This is a genomic window from Heyndrickxia camelliae (genome assembly GCF_002844575.1).
Lineage (GTDB): Bacteria > Bacillota > Bacilli > Bacillales > Bacillaceae_C > Margalitia > Margalitia camelliae.
The window spans coordinates 146,723-165,029 of the sequence record NZ_PIQO01000004.1 but is presented as its reverse complement, the minus strand read 5'-3'; the positions used below and the strand labels follow the sequence as shown (position 1 = coordinate 165,029).

General features: G+C 37.0%; 12 protein-coding genes. 2 read left to right on the top strand and 10 right to left on the bottom strand.

What is annotated here, in order from left to right; genetic code table 11:
- Positions 1-151 precede the first annotated feature (151 nt).
- The 9 genes from pbp4 to CWO92_RS07865 all read right to left on the bottom strand — a co-directional run bounded on the left by pbp4 (position 152) and on the right by CWO92_RS07865 (position 14,219).
- Positions 152-2,077, bottom strand: a complete 1,926-nt coding sequence (gene pbp4 / locus CWO92_RS07905) for a penicillin-binding protein PBP4(5) (RefSeq protein WP_101353673.1) — start codon at positions 2,075-2,077, stop codon at positions 152-154.
- A gap of 671 nt (positions 2,078-2,748) precedes the next feature.
- Positions 2,749-4,239, bottom strand: coding sequence for a glycerol kinase GlpK (gene glpK, locus CWO92_RS07900; RefSeq protein WP_101353672.1), 1,491 nt, complete (start codon positions 4,237-4,239; stop codon positions 2,749-2,751).
- Between the two features lie 163 nt (positions 4,240-4,402).
- Entirely contained in the window at positions 4,403-4,873 is a 471-nt protein-coding gene (locus CWO92_RS07895; protein ID WP_158176256.1) for a staygreen family protein, read from the bottom strand.
- A 60-nt stretch (positions 4,874-4,933) separates the two neighbouring features.
- Positions 4,934-5,689, bottom strand: a complete 756-nt coding sequence (locus tag CWO92_RS07890) for a YybI family spore inner coat protein (RefSeq protein ID WP_101353670.1) — start codon at positions 5,687-5,689, stop codon at positions 4,934-4,936.
- 171 nt (positions 5,690-5,860) lie between these two features.
- A complete protein-coding gene (gene parC, locus CWO92_RS07885; RefSeq protein ID WP_101353669.1) occupies positions 5,861-8,299 on the bottom strand; it encodes a DNA topoisomerase IV subunit A in 2,439 nt (812 codons plus the stop codon).
- On the bottom strand, positions 8,299-10,275 hold the full coding sequence (gene parE / locus CWO92_RS07880) for a DNA topoisomerase IV subunit B (protein ID WP_101353668.1): 1,977 nt from the start codon (positions 10,273-10,275) through the stop codon (positions 8,299-8,301). Before parE ends, parC begins: the two co-directional genes overlap by 1 nt.
- Before the next feature lie 327 nt (positions 10,276-10,602).
- Positions 10,603-11,016, bottom strand: coding sequence for a CoA-binding protein (locus tag CWO92_RS07875; protein WP_101353667.1), 414 nt, complete (start codon positions 11,014-11,016; stop codon positions 10,603-10,605).
- 147 nt (positions 11,017-11,163) lie between these two features.
- Positions 11,164-12,459, bottom strand: a complete 1,296-nt coding sequence (locus CWO92_RS07870) for a purine/pyrimidine permease (RefSeq protein ID WP_101353666.1) — start codon at positions 12,457-12,459, stop codon at positions 11,164-11,166.
- Between the two features lie 41 nt (positions 12,460-12,500).
- The gene (locus tag CWO92_RS07865) at positions 12,501-14,219 is read right to left on the bottom strand and encodes a glycosyl hydrolase family 18 protein (protein ID WP_165786635.1); all 1,719 of its coding nucleotides are present in this window, start codon (positions 14,217-14,219) and stop codon (positions 12,501-12,503) included.
- A 202-nt stretch (positions 14,220-14,421) separates the two neighbouring features.
- Between CWO92_RS07865 and plsY the strand changes: the two genes are divergently transcribed.
- Together plsY and CWO92_RS07855 are read left to right on the top strand one after the other, a co-directional pair.
- Positions 14,422-15,021 carry a glycerol-3-phosphate 1-O-acyltransferase PlsY gene (plsY, locus tag CWO92_RS07860; RefSeq protein ID WP_101353664.1) on the top strand — a complete coding sequence of 200 codons (600 nt, stop codon included), beginning with the start codon at positions 14,422-14,424 and terminating at the stop codon, positions 15,019-15,021.
- 267 nt (positions 15,022-15,288) lie between these two features.
- Entirely contained in the window at positions 15,289-16,437 is a 1,149-nt protein-coding gene (locus CWO92_RS07855; RefSeq protein WP_101353663.1) for a CapA family protein, read from the top strand.
- Between the two features lie 50 nt (positions 16,438-16,487).
- Here CWO92_RS07855 and CWO92_RS07850 read toward each other — a convergent pair whose 3' ends face one another.
- The gene (locus CWO92_RS07850) at positions 16,488-18,173 is read right to left on the bottom strand and encodes an FAD-binding dehydrogenase (RefSeq protein WP_268877583.1); all 1,686 of its coding nucleotides are present in this window, start codon (positions 18,171-18,173) and stop codon (positions 16,488-16,490) included.
- Positions 18,174-18,307 lie beyond the last annotated feature (134 nt).

Here is an 18,307-nt window from a genome sequence, read left to right as displayed (position 1 = left end):
AGGATAAGGTGAAAATGTACTAGATATCATTTATTGCCTTTGCAAATAATCATATAACTCATCAATGAATGATTTATTTAACTGGGTAGCAGAACTTCCTGCCTTATAATGTTCTACTAGTGAAAGGAGGAGAAAATAATCATGCTCCGTATCAAATATCAAAAGCAAGTAAAAAGCTATTCTCATCCCCTTGCTGCCCTTGTTGCATTTTTAATTCGGCTGTACCAGTTTTGGCAGCTAACCTATGCTGTGGATTATTGAGTAAATGGGCAGTTCCATTAGGATCACTTACCACTTCTTTCAGAATTTTTTTCATTTCATTTGCTGTTGCATTAGTTATGACAGATTTTGTTTTTCTTTCACCTTTCATATCTAGCAATCTTGGATAAACAATTTTTCCTTCATTTTGAAACATAGTATACATAGCTGCTTGTTGTATTGGGGAAATCAATAATTCTCCTTGTCCGTATGCCGTATCTGCTAGTAAAATTTCTGTATTAAAGGACTGATGATTTGATATTTGCGCTGGATTCATTGCAATTGGTAAATCTAAATCCTCTCCAAAGATAAACTTATTCAATCCATTTCTAAAGGTTTTTTCTCCCATTTCTAACGCTTCTTGAGCAAAATAAATATTATCAGAATATATTAATGCTTTTCTCATATCCACATTTTGTACATTGGAAACCCTAGTAACAGAATACCCTCCCCATGATTCATCTTTTTTCCATCTTAAACCGTTTATTGTTCTAACTTTATCCGGATATGTCACATGTGCATCAAGCCCAATACTAGCGGTTATCGCTTTAAATGTTGAGCCGGGTGCGTATCCTAATGAAAATTTAGATATAAATGGTTTGTTCTTATCATTGGCATATTTTTTATATTCCTGCTCGGATATGCCTTGAACCATTTTATTTGGATCATAGGATGGGGAACTAACTACAGCATAGAGACCTCCTTCTTTCGGATTCATTACTACAGTAGCACCAGGTTTATCTTTCAAATATTTATATGCCTCCATTTGGATGTAAGCATCAATGGTCAGTTTTATATCTTTTCCATCTCTCTTTTCAATCTTTTGAATTTCTTGTTTCCTTTCCCCGCTCTCATCGACAATAATAATCTCTCCTCCATCCTTCCCTCTTAGCTCTTGATCAAAGGCTCTTTCTAACCCGGTTTTGCCAATCATATCACCTTCTTTTAAATCAGTATGCTTATCTAAATCATCTTTTGTTACTTTCCCTATATAACCAAATAAATTAGCTGCCGCTTCCTTTAAAGGGTAAAAACGAAGTTTTGTATTTTGATAGGAAATTCCAGGTACTATTTCGGCATTATTTGCTTCCATTATTGTAAGTGGAACAAATAAATCATCTTTTACCCAACCTTGATTTAGTTTCTGTTTTATCTCCTTTACAGGGATATTGAATTGACGGCTAATGGTTTGTATCCTTTTTTCTTTTTCATTTCCTTGAGATAGATCTTTTGGTACAATTCCTGCCTCTTTAAAGTCGGCATTGACTGCAAGCCCATTGCCAAGATGATCGGTAATTTCTCCTCGTTCCGCATTCCATTGGTGAAATGCTACCTTATCTTTGCCTTCCATACTAGGGAAAATTAATGAGGGCTTCCACTGTACTGTATACTGACTATCGGTTCTTATTAGTTTTGTATGGTAGTGTAAGTTATTTAATCTTCCTAATGGAGTTGTAAAGCTTAACTGATAGGATAATTCTTGCTCATCATTATTCAGCTTTTTTAATCTAATTTGAGTGGCATGAATGTCATGAATATTAATTCCGTTAAAAATATGATCATATTTATTGATTACATCTTTCAACGTATATCCCGCCGATTGATATGATTGTTTTTCCAATACATCTCCCAATTTTCCATACTCTTTATTTTCCAAAATACGTATAAATGTATCTGCTGTTTGTTGAACTTGACTACTATTATCTTTTTTATGCAGTAATAAGAATAAACTTATCCCCCCAATCCCAACCATAGTGATGCATACCGTTAATAAATATGGTTTAATTTTGTTCTTTTTTCTTTCCACTCTGCTATTCAACCTACTTTCCCTCCATCTCCTCGAATCAAATTACTACAAACGTAGTATTTTTAACAGCAATCACGCAAAAATAATTCCGTCATCTGAGTCGGATCTTTCTTTGATTTCTAGAATTATTTCTTTAATTGAGTGCGTTGTACACAATTCAATAGATTCCCCAAAATTTTCATGGTCTATCCATTAGTGATTCACCAGGGACAATCGCTTCTGTATAGTCAATAAACAGTGAAATGAAATGGAACCATTATCGTTCCCTTGTAATATTTTTCTTGTTTAACTCAATGTATATGCATTGTTTATCACCCGAAAATACTACACTTGTAGTAATTTAATTAACATAACATTTGATAAAGATCAATGAAACAGTTGAAATAGCTATTATAAGATATAACATATAGACAATATACACATTCCATTCAAATTGAATAACATGTTATTCTGGAATTTATTACTTAATGAATACAAATACTACATTTGTAGTATTTACTATATCATAAAGAATCCTTATTTAAAGTAAAAATATGTAACTTAGTCAAAGTTACATATTTTTATGTATTAAACTTCGTTATTCATGCTTTTTCGATCAGCTACACAATTAAAAACTAGTATGTCTATTTCCTAATACTATTTGTACTCCTTGAATATTCAATCTCATGCCTAGTATTTCTATTCTATTTAAAAACTCTTGCAGCTTGAACTGCTTTTTTCCAGCCATCATAAAGCTCTTCCCTTTTTGCCACTGTCATATCTGGTTCAAATTGACGGTCAACATGCCATTGTGAAGCGATTTGTTCCTGATTGCTCCAAAATCCCACTGATAAACCAGCTAAAAATGCAGCGCCAAGAGCCGTTGTTTCATTTACTTTTGGTCGCTCCACCCTTACCCCTAATATATTGCTTTGAAACTCCATTAGAAAGTTATTTTTTACCGCACCACCGTCTGCACGAAGTGTTTTTAATGAAATACCGGAGTCTGCTTCCATTGCCGTTAATACATCTCTCGTTTGATAGGCAAGTGATTCCAGTGTTGCACGAATAAAATGCTCTTTTGTTGTTCCTCGTGTCAGCCCAAAGACCGCTCCGCGCACATCACTATCCCAGTATGGTGTTCCTAGACCAACAAAGGCAGGCACCACATACACACCATCCGTAGATTCAACTTTTGCAGCATATAGTTCACTATCACTTGACTCGTTAAACATGCGCATACCATCTCGCAACCATTGAATAGCAGAACCAGCAACAAAAATGCTGCCTTCTAAAGCATATTCCACTTTACCGTTAATGCCCCATGCAATTGTTGTTAATAGACCATGTTGAGATTTAACTGCCTGTTCACCAGTATTCATGAGCATAAAGCAGCCAGTGCCATAAGTGTTTTTCGCCATGCCAGGATGATAACATGCCTGACCAAATAAAGCTGCTTGCTGGTCGCCTGCAATCCCTGAGATGGGAATCTCATGCCCGAAAAAATGGGAGGCGGATGTTTTTGCGTAAACCTCTGATGATGGACGAACGTCCGGGAGTAAAGATTTTGGTATTGTTAAGAGCTCCAGTAATTCTTCATCCCATTTTAATTCGTAAATATTAAACATTAGCGTTCTGGATGCATTCGAATAGTCGGTAACATGTGTTTTGCCGCCTGATAGCTTCCAAACTAACCAGGTATCGATTGTACCAAATAATAGCTCCCCATTCTCCGCTTTTGTACGTGCACCATCTACATGATCCAGTATCCATTTAACCTTGGTACCGGAAAAATAAGCATCGATTAATAGTCCGGTCTTTTCTTTGAATAAATCATTGTATCCTTTTGTTTTTAAGTCCTCACAAATATCGGCAGTTTGTCTTGATTGCCATACAATCGCATTATATATCGGCTGTCCTGTTTCTTTTTCCCAAACAACAGTTGTCTCTCTCTGATTCGTTATCCCAATTGCAGCAACTTGATTTGGTTTAATTCCTGATTCAGAAAGAACGGTTGCAATAACAGCAAGTATCGAACCCCAAATTTCATTTGCATTATGCTCCACCCATCCCGGCTTTGGGAAAATCTGTGTAAATTCCTTCTGTGCTTTATGAACGATTTTGCCTTTGTGATCAAATAATATTGCGCGCGAGCTTGTTGTCCCTTGATCCAGTGATAGTATATATTGTTCCATTATGATCTCCCTCGTAGAATATAAATTGTAGTTGTTTTTAATTTTTATTACTTCAAAAATAACACGGCATATAAAAATAATCTATGAAAACATAAAAAACATGAGACAGTGACGAGACTGCTTCATGTTTTTTATGTTTTCATAGATATAACCAAAGAGTTTTTTATGTGACAATTGGATTCATTAGATACTGTCTAGGACTCCCAAGCTGAATAGACCCATTGTATTCTGGGAAAATGGTATCAAAATGAATCATAATTGGTGCATCTAATAGTAACGGATAATTCTTAAGAAATTGCTGATCTGCTGTTACAAGTGCCCGAATCAATTTTGGCAGATCTTTTTGAAATATCATGCAGCGGACTTGTGTCAGCCTTCGGTCGTTATCGGATCCCTTTATGCTTATTTTTCCTTTAAGAGCATATTCCCCCATGAACGTTACCCATTCTGCTTGGAGGATTTCTGTTAAATTTGAATCCACTGTTAAGTTGCTAAATTGGTTACTAATGGATAAAAATAAGTTCCCTGTATATTCAGACTGTGAAAATGTATATTTTCGTCCTTCCAATGGGTAAAAAGCTGTCGCTGGAGGAGCAATATTCACTGAAAATGTTTCAGATGTCCATTCGCTCACGATAAGCATCCCCTTTAATCAATATACTTAACACAGTATATGATACTTGCCTAGAAACGGTTACCTTTTTACCCAATTTGTCTTGATTAATACCCACTTACCATTTTCATAAAACCAAGTTGCTGTTAGTATGCCTAATAAATCAGCATGATAGGATCCGCTAATTTGTCTGTACGATTTTAGACCGTAACCTTTTCCTTTCACTTTTACAATCTTATGCATGGCAACGGGATCAATCATTAATTCGGACGGTTCATTCAATTTACCATTTTCCTGATATAGCCCTATTTGTACATAATCTTTTTTGCGCTTTGATACGTCTAAGTGAATGACTTCCTTTGTTTCCGCAATATTTAGCATCGCTTTAAAGTTATTTTCAAATTGCCCTTGTAGATCTATTGGAGGTGGCAATGGAATATCAACTGCCTGATAATTTTTTATAGTGTTAAGATGATAATGATATATGCCACCGCTTCCTCCAGTTGCACTGGATGCTAGCATATCTTTAATCCCATCATGATTTAAATCAACAAATTGAATTTTCGGTTGTAATCCTGGACTATAATCAATAGTTATTTTAGAATGCTTTGGAAAGACAATTTCCGCCCATATTTTTTTAAAGAAAGTTTGTCCCTTTTGATATGGGATACCTTTTAATATAATCTTATCCTTTTTTCCATCCCCATTTATGTCCTCTTTATATGTTTTAATAACGGTGCTTACTGGGGTAGCTTCTTCACCGGCATAAGTAATAGCAACAGTTGTAAAACTCAGCATGAAAAAGGCCGTAATGGCTAGTAAATATTCTTTTTTCATTCTATAATCTCCTTTTTCTCCGATTGTTACTATTATTGGCAAATAGTTAGAAAGTATGTAAATTTTCCCTCCCTTTAATAAAAAACAACTTGCCACCAAAGTGACAAGTTGAATTTGGTATTATTCGAACAGTAGTGAGTACCATTCTTGTAATCTCTTTATGAATAAAAATTAGTTTTCTTCTTTTTTGCAGAGTGTATCTTTCCAAATGACAATAGTAGCCCCGTTTTCCGACTCATCAAAAATAAAGGAACCGTTGGAATATCGATCGTTTGCACGCATTTCACCGATATGAATCTGTTCAATATTATTTTTTTCAGTTTGGACAAAGATTGAATCGTTCAGTTCCACAATATCCATACCTGCAATTCGATGTGGGTTATTTTTTAACTCTCGCAGCATTACCACTCCGCGTTTTGCGCGTGTAGTTTTTTCGAATTCAGAGAGTTTCATCTTCTTGATCGCACCTCTTTGAGTAGCGATGAATATGAATTCCTTCTCAGGATTGGAAATAATTTTTCCGGAGACGACAAAATCGCCTTCTTTTAGATTAATTCCTTTCACACCAGCAGCTCTAGCTCCTACAATATTTACTTCTTCCTCATTGAACCATAATCCATAGCCAAAATAAGTTGCAAGGAATACATCCATTTTTCCATCAGTCAGATGAACATCTACTACTTCATCATCGCCTTTTAAATTGATGGCAACTAACGGTTTAGAATATCTTTGTGCATTATATTGATTTAACTCTGTCTTTTTTACCATGCCATTTTTCGTTACGAATAATAAGAACTGCGCTGCAGAGAAATCCTCTATATTCACAACTTTAACGATTTGTTCATCTCTTTCTATCGGGACAATATTTGCTATATGCTGTCCGAGGTCTTTCCAACGTATATCCGGCAATTCATGCACTGGACAATACAAGTAATTCCCTTTATTTGTAAACAACAAGATAACATTAGTTGTATTTACTTCTTCTTGGAATAACAAGCGATCCGTTTCTTTAATAGCTAAATCAAGCCCATTAGACGCTGTATAAGAACGAATACTTGTCCGTTTTACATAGCCATCTTTCGTGACGGTAACCATTACATCTTCATTAGGAATCATTACCTCTAAATTAATTTTAATTTCTTCAATTTCATCTTCAATTTTCGTTCTGCGCTCATCGGCATACTTCTTTTTAATTTCTTGTAATTCTTTTTTGATGACCTTTAATAAATTTTTTTCACTATCAAGAATAGCGGTTAATTCTTCGATTTTTTTGTTAAGTTCCATTGCTTCTTTTTGAAGCGCAGTAATGTCTGTATTGGTTAAGCGATAAAGTTGCAACGAAACAATGGCTTCTGCCTGGGGCTCAGTAAATTCATATTTAGTAATTAAGTTATCCTTTGCATCACGCTTATCTTTTGAACTACGAATAGTTGCAATTACTTCATCTAAAATAGATAAAGCCTTCATAAGTCCATCTACAATATGCTGACGATCAACTGCTTTTTGCAAATCGAATTTCGTTCGCTTTGTAACAACATCCTTTTGATGATCAATATAGGAGTCCAGCAATTCACGAATACCGAGCAATTTTGGACGGCGGTCATGGATTGCAACCATATTAAAGTTATAAGATACTTGTAAGTCGGTATTTTTGAATAAATAGTATAAGACACCTTCTGCATCAGCATCTTTTTTTAATTCTATCACGATGCGTAATCCTGTTCGGTCTGTTTCGTCACGAACTTCTGAAATACCTTCTACTTTTCGATCTAGTCTTAATTCATCCATTTTCTTGACTAAATTCGCTTTATTGACTTCATATGGTATTTCCGTAATGACAATTTGCTGTTTTCCGCCTCGTACATCTTCAATCACAGTCTTTCCGCGGACTACCATTTTTCCTTTTCCCGTTTCATATGCTTTTTTAATTCCGTCAATTCCTTGAATAATTCCGCCAGTTGGGAAATCTGGCCCTTTAATGATTGTCATAAGATCTTCTACTGTACAATCAGGACGCTCAATGCGCATAATGGTTCCGTCTATTACCTCACCAAGATGATGTGGAGGTATGTCTGTTGCATAACCTGCTGAAATACCGGTTGAACCATTTACCAATAGATTTGGGAAACGGGCTGGTAAGACGGTTGGTTCTTTGGATGTATCATCGAAATTCGGAATGAAATCAACTGTGTCCTTTTCAATATCCAGTAAAAGTTCGGATGCGATTGCCGAAAGACGTGCCTCGGTATAACGCATTGCAGCTGGAGGATCTCCATCAATACTACCGTTGTTACCATGCATTTCTACTAAAACATTGCGTACTTTCCAATCCTGGCTCATCCGCACCATGGCATCATAGACAGAGGTATCCCCATGCGGATGGTAATTACCAATAACATTTCCGACTGTTTTAGCAGATTTCCGGAATCCTTTATCTGCTGTGTTTCCCTCTACATGCATCGCGTATAAAATACGTCTTTGTACGGGCTTTAGACCGTCCCTAGCATCGGGAAGGGCACGATCTTGAATAATATATTTACTGTATCTGCCAAAACGATCACCAATTACTTCTTCTAAAGGTAAATCTTGAAAACGTTCAGCTGTTGACATTAGATATGTTCCCCTCCTTCGACCGTAAGATTTTCATTCTCCAAGATGCTTTGATCTTCTTCTAAACCAAAGGCCACATTATTTTCTATCCATTTTCGCCTAGGTTCCACTTTATCCCCCATTAAAGTAGTGACTCTCCGTTCCGCTCTTGCAGCATCATCAATTCGTACACGGATTAAAGTTCTTGATTCGGGATCCATGGTTGTTTCCCATAATTGGTCTGCATTCATTTCACCAAGACCTTTATAGCGCTGTAGCATGTAACCTCTTCCGACCTTTTTAATAACCGATTGCAGTTCATTTTCAGTCCATGCATACTCGATTACTTCTTTTTTACCGCTTCCTTTACTTACTTTGTAAAGTGGCGGCAGTGCAATATAAACCTTGCCCGCTTCAATTAATGGCCGCATGTAACGGTAAAAGAATGTAAGCAGCAGTACCTGGATATGGGCACCGTCTGTATCAGCATCCGTCATGATAATTACCTTGTTATAATTAACATCCTCTATATTAAAATCAGGTCCGACACCCGCTCCAATCGTATGAATGATGGTATTGATTTCTTCATTCTTGAAAATATCTTGAAGCTTGGCCTTTTCCGTATTGATTACTTTTCCACGAAGCGGGAGAACAGCTTGAAAACGACGATCCCGTCCTTGTTTTGCCGAACCGCCGGCCGAATCACCCTCCACTAGGTATAATTCATTTTTCTCAGGGTTTCGTGATTGTGCAGGAGTAAGCTTTCCAGACAGGATATTTTCCGCTTTCTTTTTCTTTTTCCCGCTGCGCGCTTCCTCTCTGGCTTTTCTAGCAGCTTCTCGCGCTTGAGCAGCTTTTATGGCTTTTTTAATTAATAAATTACTGGCATCAGGATTCTCTTCGAGAAAATAAGCTAGATGCTCTGATACGACGGAATCAACAGCAGAACGCGCTTCACTTGTACCTAGCTTCCCTTTCGTTTGTCCCTCAAATTGAAGAAGCTCTTCAGGAATACGAACAGATACTATTGCAGATAGTCCTTCACGAATGTCTGTTCCATCTAAATTTTTATCACGCTCTTTCAAGAGGTTAACCTTGCGGGCATACTCGTTCATGACACGAGTCAACGCTGTTTTAGCACCTACTTCATGGGTACCTCCGTCCTTCGTACGTACATTATTAACGAAAGAAAGAATATTTTCCGAAAAACCGTCATTAAATTGGAAAGCAAATTCTACTTCGATTTCGCTTGCCTCACCCTCAATCATGACAACAGGATGCAGAACATCTTTTCCTTCATTTAAGTATTCTACGAAAGCTTCTATTCCGTTTTGATAATGGAAGGTGTCGCTTTGGCCATAGCGTTCATCGATAATCTCAATTTTCAAGCCTTTTAAAAGAAAGGCTGATTCTCTTAACCGTTCACATAATGTATCGTAATTAAAGGTCGTTGTGCTAAAAATGGTAGGATCAGGCTTAAAATGAATATTCGTTCCTGTTTGATTTGTTTTCCCTATTTTTTCAAGGGTAGTCTCTGGTTTTCCACCGTCTTTAAAACGCTGTTCAAATATAAATCCATCCCGTTTAATGGTTACAACCAGCCATTCGGATAGAGCATTTACAACAGAAGCACCCACACCGTGTAATCCGCCAGATGTTTTATATCCGCCTTGGCCAAATTTACCGCCAGCATGTAATACAGTGAAAATAACTTCTGTTGTGGGTTTCCCTAATTTATGCATTCCAGTTGGCATACCGCGCCCTTTATCATCGACACTAATACTGTTATCCTTATGGATTTTTACAATAATATGGTCACCATTGCCGGCAAGTGCCTCGTCAACCGAATTATCGACTATTTCATATACTAGGTGATGTAATCCGCGTGCGTCTGTGGAGCCTATGTACATGCCTGGACGTTTCCGAACGGCTTCAAGTCCCTCCAGTACCTGGATGGCATCATCGTTATACTCAATTAAGTCCTGTTTCTTTGTCACAAAAATTCCCCTTTCAACAACACTACTCTCTTTCTCTATATAAAAAAACTTTGAAAACATAATAAAAATGATATAACAAACATTTGTTCGCCTATCATTATAACATATTCCGAACAAGCGTCTATGAACTATTTTAGCGATAAATTCGCATTTGGCAAATTACTTTTTAAACGGAACTGAACAACCGCCTTAAAAATTTTACTTCCAAGCAAGCTTTTTCTACAAAAATCTATACAAATAATTTCAGAATACGAGTTAAACCATGGGTGTCTTTATGTGAATAAAAAACAAGCGTACCTTAAAAGAAATACGCTTGTTTAAAGAAACTCATTTTGTTAAGGCGTGTTCTACTTTAATACAGCGATTCATAATGACGGTATATCCTTTATCTTTCAAAAATTGGTATGCCTCTTCATTTTCAAGGCCTAATTGTGCCCAAAATATATCAGCATCGATTTCAGCAAATTCTTTGGCAATCTCCGGTAGATATTCAGATCGGCGAAATACATTGACGATATCCACATGACCTTCGATTTCCTTTAGAGACGAAACTGCCTTCACACCTAATACATGATCGACAGAAGGATTGACTGGAATAATTTCATATCCAGCTTTTTGCATAGCTTCTGATATCATGTACGATGTTCGTTCAGGATTATCACTTAAGCCTACAACCGCAATTCGTTTAGCCTTTTTTAATATCGCTTTAATTTCTTCTCTGCTTGGATTTTCAATAGTCATTTAAAAACCCCCATGTTTATTCGTTAGTTTTCAATCATGAAATTATATACATGTAAAGCTAAGTATAGTGTAAGCCAGCAGCTCACAATGGATCAAGGAGCTTCCGCTTTTCTTATAATCGTACGCTTTTCTTTGGATTCCTGCAACTTAAGATGAAGGGGACGATGCTTTCTTTTTCTTTTGCCATCTTAAGTATTGCTCCGAAAGAATAGCAATAATCGTTCCTAATACAAGTCCGTTATTTACAAGAGATCCGATAACTGCAGGCAGTTTAACCGTTGCTTCAGCAGGTAAAAACATTGTTCCTACACCCACCATTAAAGCAATTCCTGCCGTGGTGTATGTAATTTGACGATCCGTCACTTTTTCGATTTCCGATAACGCCAGCCCTATCATCTTCGTGAAAATTACAAAGGTTACTGCATATCCAACCGGTGCTGGAAGTGCAGACATAATGTTCATCAGCGGCGGAAGCAAGGAAATAATTGTTACCAATACCCCACCAATAATAAAGGGTTTTATGCTTTTAATACCTGTTTGTGACACAAAGCCTGCAGAACCAGAGATAGGAACGGAGCCAATCGCAGAAAAGATCCCTCCTAGTATTTGATTGATACCGGAAATAAAACCGGATTTTTTATAGCTAACAGGCTTAGATTGCGAACTTTTCAGTACCTCTTCCATAACGCGAATGGATGCAATCATATTGGTTGTTAGTAATATGGTGATGAAGAAAGAGGTGGTTAATACCCCAACATCAAAGCTCGGCTTTCCAAAATGAAAAAGCTTTGGAAAAGAAAGGATTGCGTGACTGCTTGGAACTTTTGGGGCAAGCCCGAAAAGGATAAAAAGAATCCACCCGATTAATAAACCAATCATAATCGAAAATTGACGTACCCATTGTATCTTCACTTGTCCTAGGTAAAAGGTTATAAGAATGATAGCGATACATAACACAGCTACCAATGGTTGAATATGTACTTGTTCTTCAGATAATCCGAGCATTCCTTTTATAAAGGAACCGCTTAGCTGCAGGATTAGCAAGAATAAATATATAAAAGTTACAGTGGGGGTGAAAAGTTTGGCAAGTTTTTCGATTAACCCAAACATGGATAGGATAAAGAAAACGATCCCACTAAAAATCATGCCGCCGCAAAGCGCATTCAACGAATCGATACTAGTGGAATATATAGTTCCAACAAACCCGGCATAAATAGCAAAAACGCTCCACCATAAGCCCGCAGGCCCTTCTGAAACCGGAAGCCGATGACCGATAAATCCTTGTAATAAACCAGCAATACCTAATACGAAAATCGTTCTTTGTACGAACGCAGACGTTTCGATTGGATTTAAATGAAATAAATCAGCTATAGCGATTGGTGCCGCAATAGAACCGGCAATCATAAAAGCCATCCACTGGATGGCTGACAAAAATGTTTTCATTCCATAAAACTCCTTACTACAAAAGTACTTGTCAAGTTGTATTATTTTTGATTATAAGCCGATAGAGTGGATCTTAGGGCGACCCATGCATCTTCATTCCCAAATGCTCTTGCCCAAGAGGCTATGCCAGATAATTTATATTGGCCGGCTATATCTGCTCTTTTCGCCAAAGAATATGTATCCTCCATCCACATTTTATAGGTGGTATTTGTTTTGGAATCTATATATTCCGTATAATGCTGACCACTTTCGGTATCCATTTGTATTGTTGCTTTCTTCTTTTTGATCCATTTATTTGCTTGGTCCATTGTTAGTGCGATGGAAGATGTTTGTTTCTGACCATCTTTCCATTCCTCTTTCCATAGTCTTGTATAAAAAGGGACACCTAATATAATTTTATCATTAGGGACCAATTTTAATATCGGCTTTAGACCATTTTCTACCCACGGCAAGCTTGCAACACTTCCCGCTTCCGCAGATGTTGCCCAATGTTCATCATATGCCATAATAATGAGGTAATCAACTATTTTTCCAAGCTTTTTACGCTCATAGAATTCAGACCAATTGCCTTTTGCAATAAAGGTTATATCCATCGAAACATATTTATGATTAGCATGAAAGTAAGCTGATATTTCCCTGACAAACTGCGTTACAAGTGGTCCATCTTTAGAGCGGACATTTTCGATATCAATATTGATTCCTTCTAAATGCTCCTTCTTTGCAACCTTTAGTAACGTTTGAATGATTCGATTCCTTTTTTCAAAGGTGCTCAAAGCAGCTTTTGTTAAATCAGGATTGGATGAGTTAGAAAAAAGGGCCCAAACCTGCATATGTTGCTGCTTTGCCCATTTTACATATTTTGAGGATAACAGATTGGTAATGTTCCCATTATCATCCTTCAAATGAAACCAGGTAGGAGAGACAACATTCACCCCCGCCATCGTAGGAAATTGAGATGGATCTGGTGTTTTCTTGTAAACTGCTTCCCAAGACATTTGAATTGGTTTTTCAATAGCTGGTAAGGTAACTGCCTCTTTAGGAAAAGCGATTTGAACATTTTCAAGCTTTTGCTTCATTACATAAGCTTTTTTTATATATCCACCAATCCCTTCAAGGGTTCTAATATAGTAGTAATTTTTTAATTCGCGTTCAATATGTACAGCTTCTCCTTTTTTTACCTCAACATTATAAGAGGATTGCAAATTTGGTTTTGTGCGAAGACGTAAAAAAGCTTTCCTAACATCATGAGAAACTATTTTTCCATTATGGTATTGTTCGCCGTTCATCCTTATCCAAACTATCCCCGTATGTTTTGTCAATTGGTATTCGATTGGATATAAAGCTTGAAGTATTTCGAGCGAGATATATTTTTGACCCGAAACGATCTTCACAATTGGATTATTGGTTTGTTTTGGTTTTTCATTAACATATAGAACATTTTCATTAAAAGGAATTCTTATTACCTTTAATTTGGTCGTAATGATAAGGGATTTGCTTTCTTCGTAAATACTATCATCGATTTGTTTTTCTACTAACTTTAAAGGGATGTATAGGCTATTTTCATTGTGGATTGCATTTCCTTGTATTGCCCCTTTTATTAATATCGGATACTTCCCTGTGAAATACATGTTTTTTTTAGTAGATGCATAGGGATAATAGATATATAATAAAATCCCAGTTACGATGATAAAAAGCACTATAAGAACATAGGGCCATATTCGATTTCTTTTGGGAATTGATCTTAAAGGTAAAGTTTCCATTTCTATCCTCCTAAACTCCATAGTTTTATCGTACAGGAGGATAAAGTCTGTGAAAAGAGCAAAAATATGACTTTTCAAATAAAATTTCTTTTTTCTTTCCCAAACTATACGTGATACAATAATAAAGCACTAATAAATTTATGTTTAAGTAAAAGAATTCCGAACGTATTCTTTTTGAACTAGGATAAAAGGAGTTATGTTAATGATCTATGCCCTAATACTAATTGTAGCTTACTTGCTTGGATCGATCCCATCAGGTTTAATTGTTGGAAAACTATTTTATGGAATGGATATACGTGAACATGGGAGCGGCAATCTTGGAGCGACTAATACCTTTCGAACATTAGGAAAAAAGGCTGGAAGTGTGGTCACGGTTGTAGATATTTTAAAAGGAACGCTTGCTACATATCTCCCGATTATATTTGGGGTATCAGAAGGTCTTCATCCGCTGTTAGTTGGAGTAGTTGCAGTAGTCGGTCATATGTTTCCAATCTTCGCAGGTTTTAGAGGTGGTAAGGCTGTGGCTACTTCAGGCGGTGTTGTTCTAGCTTATAGTCCTCTATTATTTATATTAATAGTGGTTGTTTTTCTTGTAAGCTTAAAGCTATCTAAATACGTATCCCTTTCCTCTATTATTTGTGGGATCTTTGCCATCCTTTATACGCTTATTGATATGTTGATTAGTCACGACTGGCTATTCTTTATTGTTATTTTTGCGCTTTCATTTTTTGTTATCTATCGACATCGCGCGAATATCAAAAGGATTCGAGATAAAACGGAACCTAAAGTAAAATGGATATAAATAGTCATATCCGTAAGAACGTCCTAATATAGTTGATTAGGGCGTTTTTTTCATGGTGTTTAATGGATTTTTCATCTCTTCTACTGCTTGCAGTCCCTTTCCTGCTTATCTACTTCACTATACTTCTAAAGCTTGTTTCTGCCAAAACACCGCTGCCTTTGCGGTTCCGCTTTCTAATTTTCTTCAATTTTCGCAAAAATTCTACCGCTGATGACAATGGTATAGTAAGATAACTGTATAGATATAAATGTAAAGGTTGGTAATGGGATGAGGGGAAAACAAAGGGGTGCAGGGATATTACTGATAGTACTGCTTATATTGATTGGGATATTATCCATCAAGCAATACGAAGATTGGAAAAATGCTTTTTCTAGAAAAACACATACGGTTACTAGTAATACGATAAGAACACTAAATGTAAATACAAAAAAGTTCCATTCCAGTGCTGTAATCGGTGCAATTGGCGATATACTGATTCATGACTGGGTGTATGAAGACGCAAAAACAAAGACTGGTTATGATTTTAAGCCGATTTTTCAAAATGTAAAGTCAATGATGCAAAAACCCGATCTCTTAATTGCTAATCAAGAATCGACTCCCGGAGGAACGCAATTAGGAGTTTCCAGCTATCCGTGCTTTAACAGTCCTTATGAGATTGTGGATGCTATTATCGATGCAGGTGTTGATTTTGTTACAACGGCTAATAATCATGCTCTCGATAAGGGAGAAAAGGGATTATTAAGTGCTCTTTCCTATTATGATAAGGTTCATTTACCACATGTAGGTACATTTAAAAGTAAAGAGGATCAGGAAACACTACGGATTGAAAATATAAATGGCATTAAAATCGCCATTCTCTCCTATACTTATGGTACAAATGGAATTCCCGTACCTGAGGGAAAAGATTATCTTGTCAATTTGATTGATAAAGATAAGATACTATCGGAACTCAAAACTGCACGCCAACAAGCAGATGCTGTCGTGTTAAGCATGCATTGGGGTATTGAATACCAACGTCAGCCAAATGAAGAGCAAAAACAGATGGCAAGGCTTTTTACTGATGGCGGTGCAGATATCATATTGGGAAGTCATCCTCATGTCTTGCAACCAATCCAAAAGCTCCATACGAAAGATGGACGTGATGCCGTTGTTGTATACTCGCTTGGAAACTTCATTTCTGGTCAGATGTGGGATTACAAAAATATTGGCGGAATGTTTGAAGTAAAAGTTTCAAAATACGTTACTTCTAGTGGAAGCAGTATCAAATTAGAAAATGTAAAATTCTTTCCTACTTTTGTGCATAATCAGAAGATGAAAAACTTCCGTTTATATCCTTTGCAAGAAGCATATGCAAAAGGAATGGCGGATCACTCTTATCAGGAGATAATGGCACATATGATGGATGGAATCAAATAGCATAGTAGAGCTAATTCTCTGCATATCTACTGTAGAGAATTAGCTCTTTTTTATTGTAACTCCTTAGCTATTGCACGGCCAGCCACCCTTCCGCTAAAAAGGCAGCCTCCTAAAAACGTTCCTTCTAATGCACGATAACCATGTACTCCTCCGCCTCCGAACCCTGAAACCTCCCCTGCTGCATACAGTCCAGGAATTGGATTTCCTGACGAATCAAGAACTCGTGCAGATAGATCTGTTTGGAGCCCACCCAGAGTCTTTCGACTAATAATATTTAATCTTACTGCTATAAGAGGTCCATTTTTAGGATCAAGTATTTTATGCGGTTTTGCAACACGTATTAATTTATCACCAAGATAATTGCGTGCACCACGTATGGCAGTAATTTGTAAGTCTTTTGTGAAAGAATTTTCGATTTCTCGGTCGCGTGCTTGAATTTGCTTTTCAATTTCTTCTAAGTGGAGTAACTTTTCCTCTGTCAAGTTGTTCATTCCCTCAACAAGTATGGGTAAATTATCTGCAATGACAAAGTCTTCCCCTTTATCCATAAAGGCTTGTACAGGAGCGGAAGCCCCTGGTAATGCTCTACCCAATACCTGTTTAATACTTTTCCCAGTCAAATCAGGATTCTGCTCTGAACCCGACAAAGCAAACTCCCTTTCTATGATTTTTTGTGTCAAGATAAACCAAGAATAACTATATCCCGTTTTTTGAATGGCTTCTAATGTTCCTAGTGTATCAAAGCCTGGAAAATTTGGGGAAGGAAATCTTTTCCCCTTTGCATCTAGCCAAATGGAAGATGGACCAGGTAAAATTCGAATTCCATGTAGATTCCAAATAGGATTCCAATTTTTAATCCCTTCCGTGTAATGCCACATCCTATCTCTATTGACGATATGCCCTCCTGCTTGTTCCGTTATTGTCAGCATTCTTCCATCTACGTGTGCAGGTACACCGGAAAGCATTTGTTTTGGCGGTGTTCCAAGTCGCTTTGGCCAATTTTGCCGGATTAAATCATGATTTGCTCCTATTCCTCCACTTGTTACCATAACGATGGAGGATGTAAATTCAAATTCACCTATCACTACTCGGGAGCTTTCTTCTCCTCTTGATACAGAACTAGGTTCCAAAATAGCTCCGCTTACTCCTTCCACAGTACCATTGCGCGTTAGAAGTTGATCCACACGATGGCGAGGCCGATATTCAACCAACCTATTTTTTATTTGTTCTCTCAGTTTACGTTCAAAGGGAGCCACGATACCTGGACCTGTTCCCCATACAATATGGAATCTAGGTACCGAATTTCCATGTCCATCTGCAAGATAACCGCCTCGTTCTGCCCATCCGACAACTGGAAAAAATCGGACCCCCATATTACGCAACCATTCACGTTTTTCTCCTGCAGCGAACTCAATATATTCCTGAGCCCATTTTTTTCCCCAATAGTCTTCCTTTCCCCTATCAAATCCTGCTGTTCCAAGCCAATCTTGCCAAGCTAATTCTTTTGAGTCTTTAATGCCCATTCGGCGTTGTTCGGGAGAGTCCACTAAGAATAAACCGCCAAACGACCACCATGCCTGTCCGCCTAATGAGCTTTCAGGTTCTTGATCAAGGAGAAGGACTTTTTTCCCGGCATCCGCTATTTCCGTTGTCGCAACTAAGCCAGCTAGACCAGCTCCAACAACAATAACATCATAATCCATATATAGCCTCCACTGATTTTTTGATTTTTTGATCTAGATTTTTATACATAGTATATATATGCAGGTTGTTAAATTCAATATTTTATGAATTTTTAATTAAAGCTAATTATTTTCTTAATCATGTCCATTTTGATAAAATGGTCTTCATAATAATATTTTATGTTATA

Bases quoted from the DNA above. Each gene is read 5' to 3' on its own strand.
- CWO92_RS07855 (WP_101353663.1), top strand. From the start codon at position 15,289: ATGAGGGGAAAACAAAGGGGTGCAGGGATATTACTGATAGTACTGCTT.
- glpK (WP_101353672.1), bottom strand. From the start codon at position 4,239: ATGGAACAATATATACTATCACTGGATCAAGGGACAACAAGCTCGCGC.
- CWO92_RS07875 (WP_101353667.1), bottom strand. From the start codon at position 11,016: ATGACTATTGAAAATCCAAGCAGAGAAGAAATTAAAGCGATATTAAAA.
- CWO92_RS07865 (WP_165786635.1), bottom strand. From the start codon at position 14,219: ATGGAAACTTTACCTTTAAGATCAATTCCCAAAAGAAATCGAATATGG.
- plsY (WP_101353664.1), top strand. From the start codon at position 14,422: ATGATCTATGCCCTAATACTAATTGTAGCTTACTTGCTTGGATCGATC.
- CWO92_RS07870 (WP_101353666.1), bottom strand. From the start codon at position 12,459: ATGAAAACATTTTTGTCAGCCATCCAGTGGATGGCTTTTATGATTGCC.
- CWO92_RS07890 (WP_101353670.1), bottom strand. From the start codon at position 5,689: ATGAAAAAAGAATATTTACTAGCCATTACGGCCTTTTTCATGCTGAGT.
- parC (WP_101353669.1), bottom strand. From the start codon at position 8,299: ATGTCAACAGCTGAACGTTTTCAAGATTTACCTTTAGAAGAAGTAATT.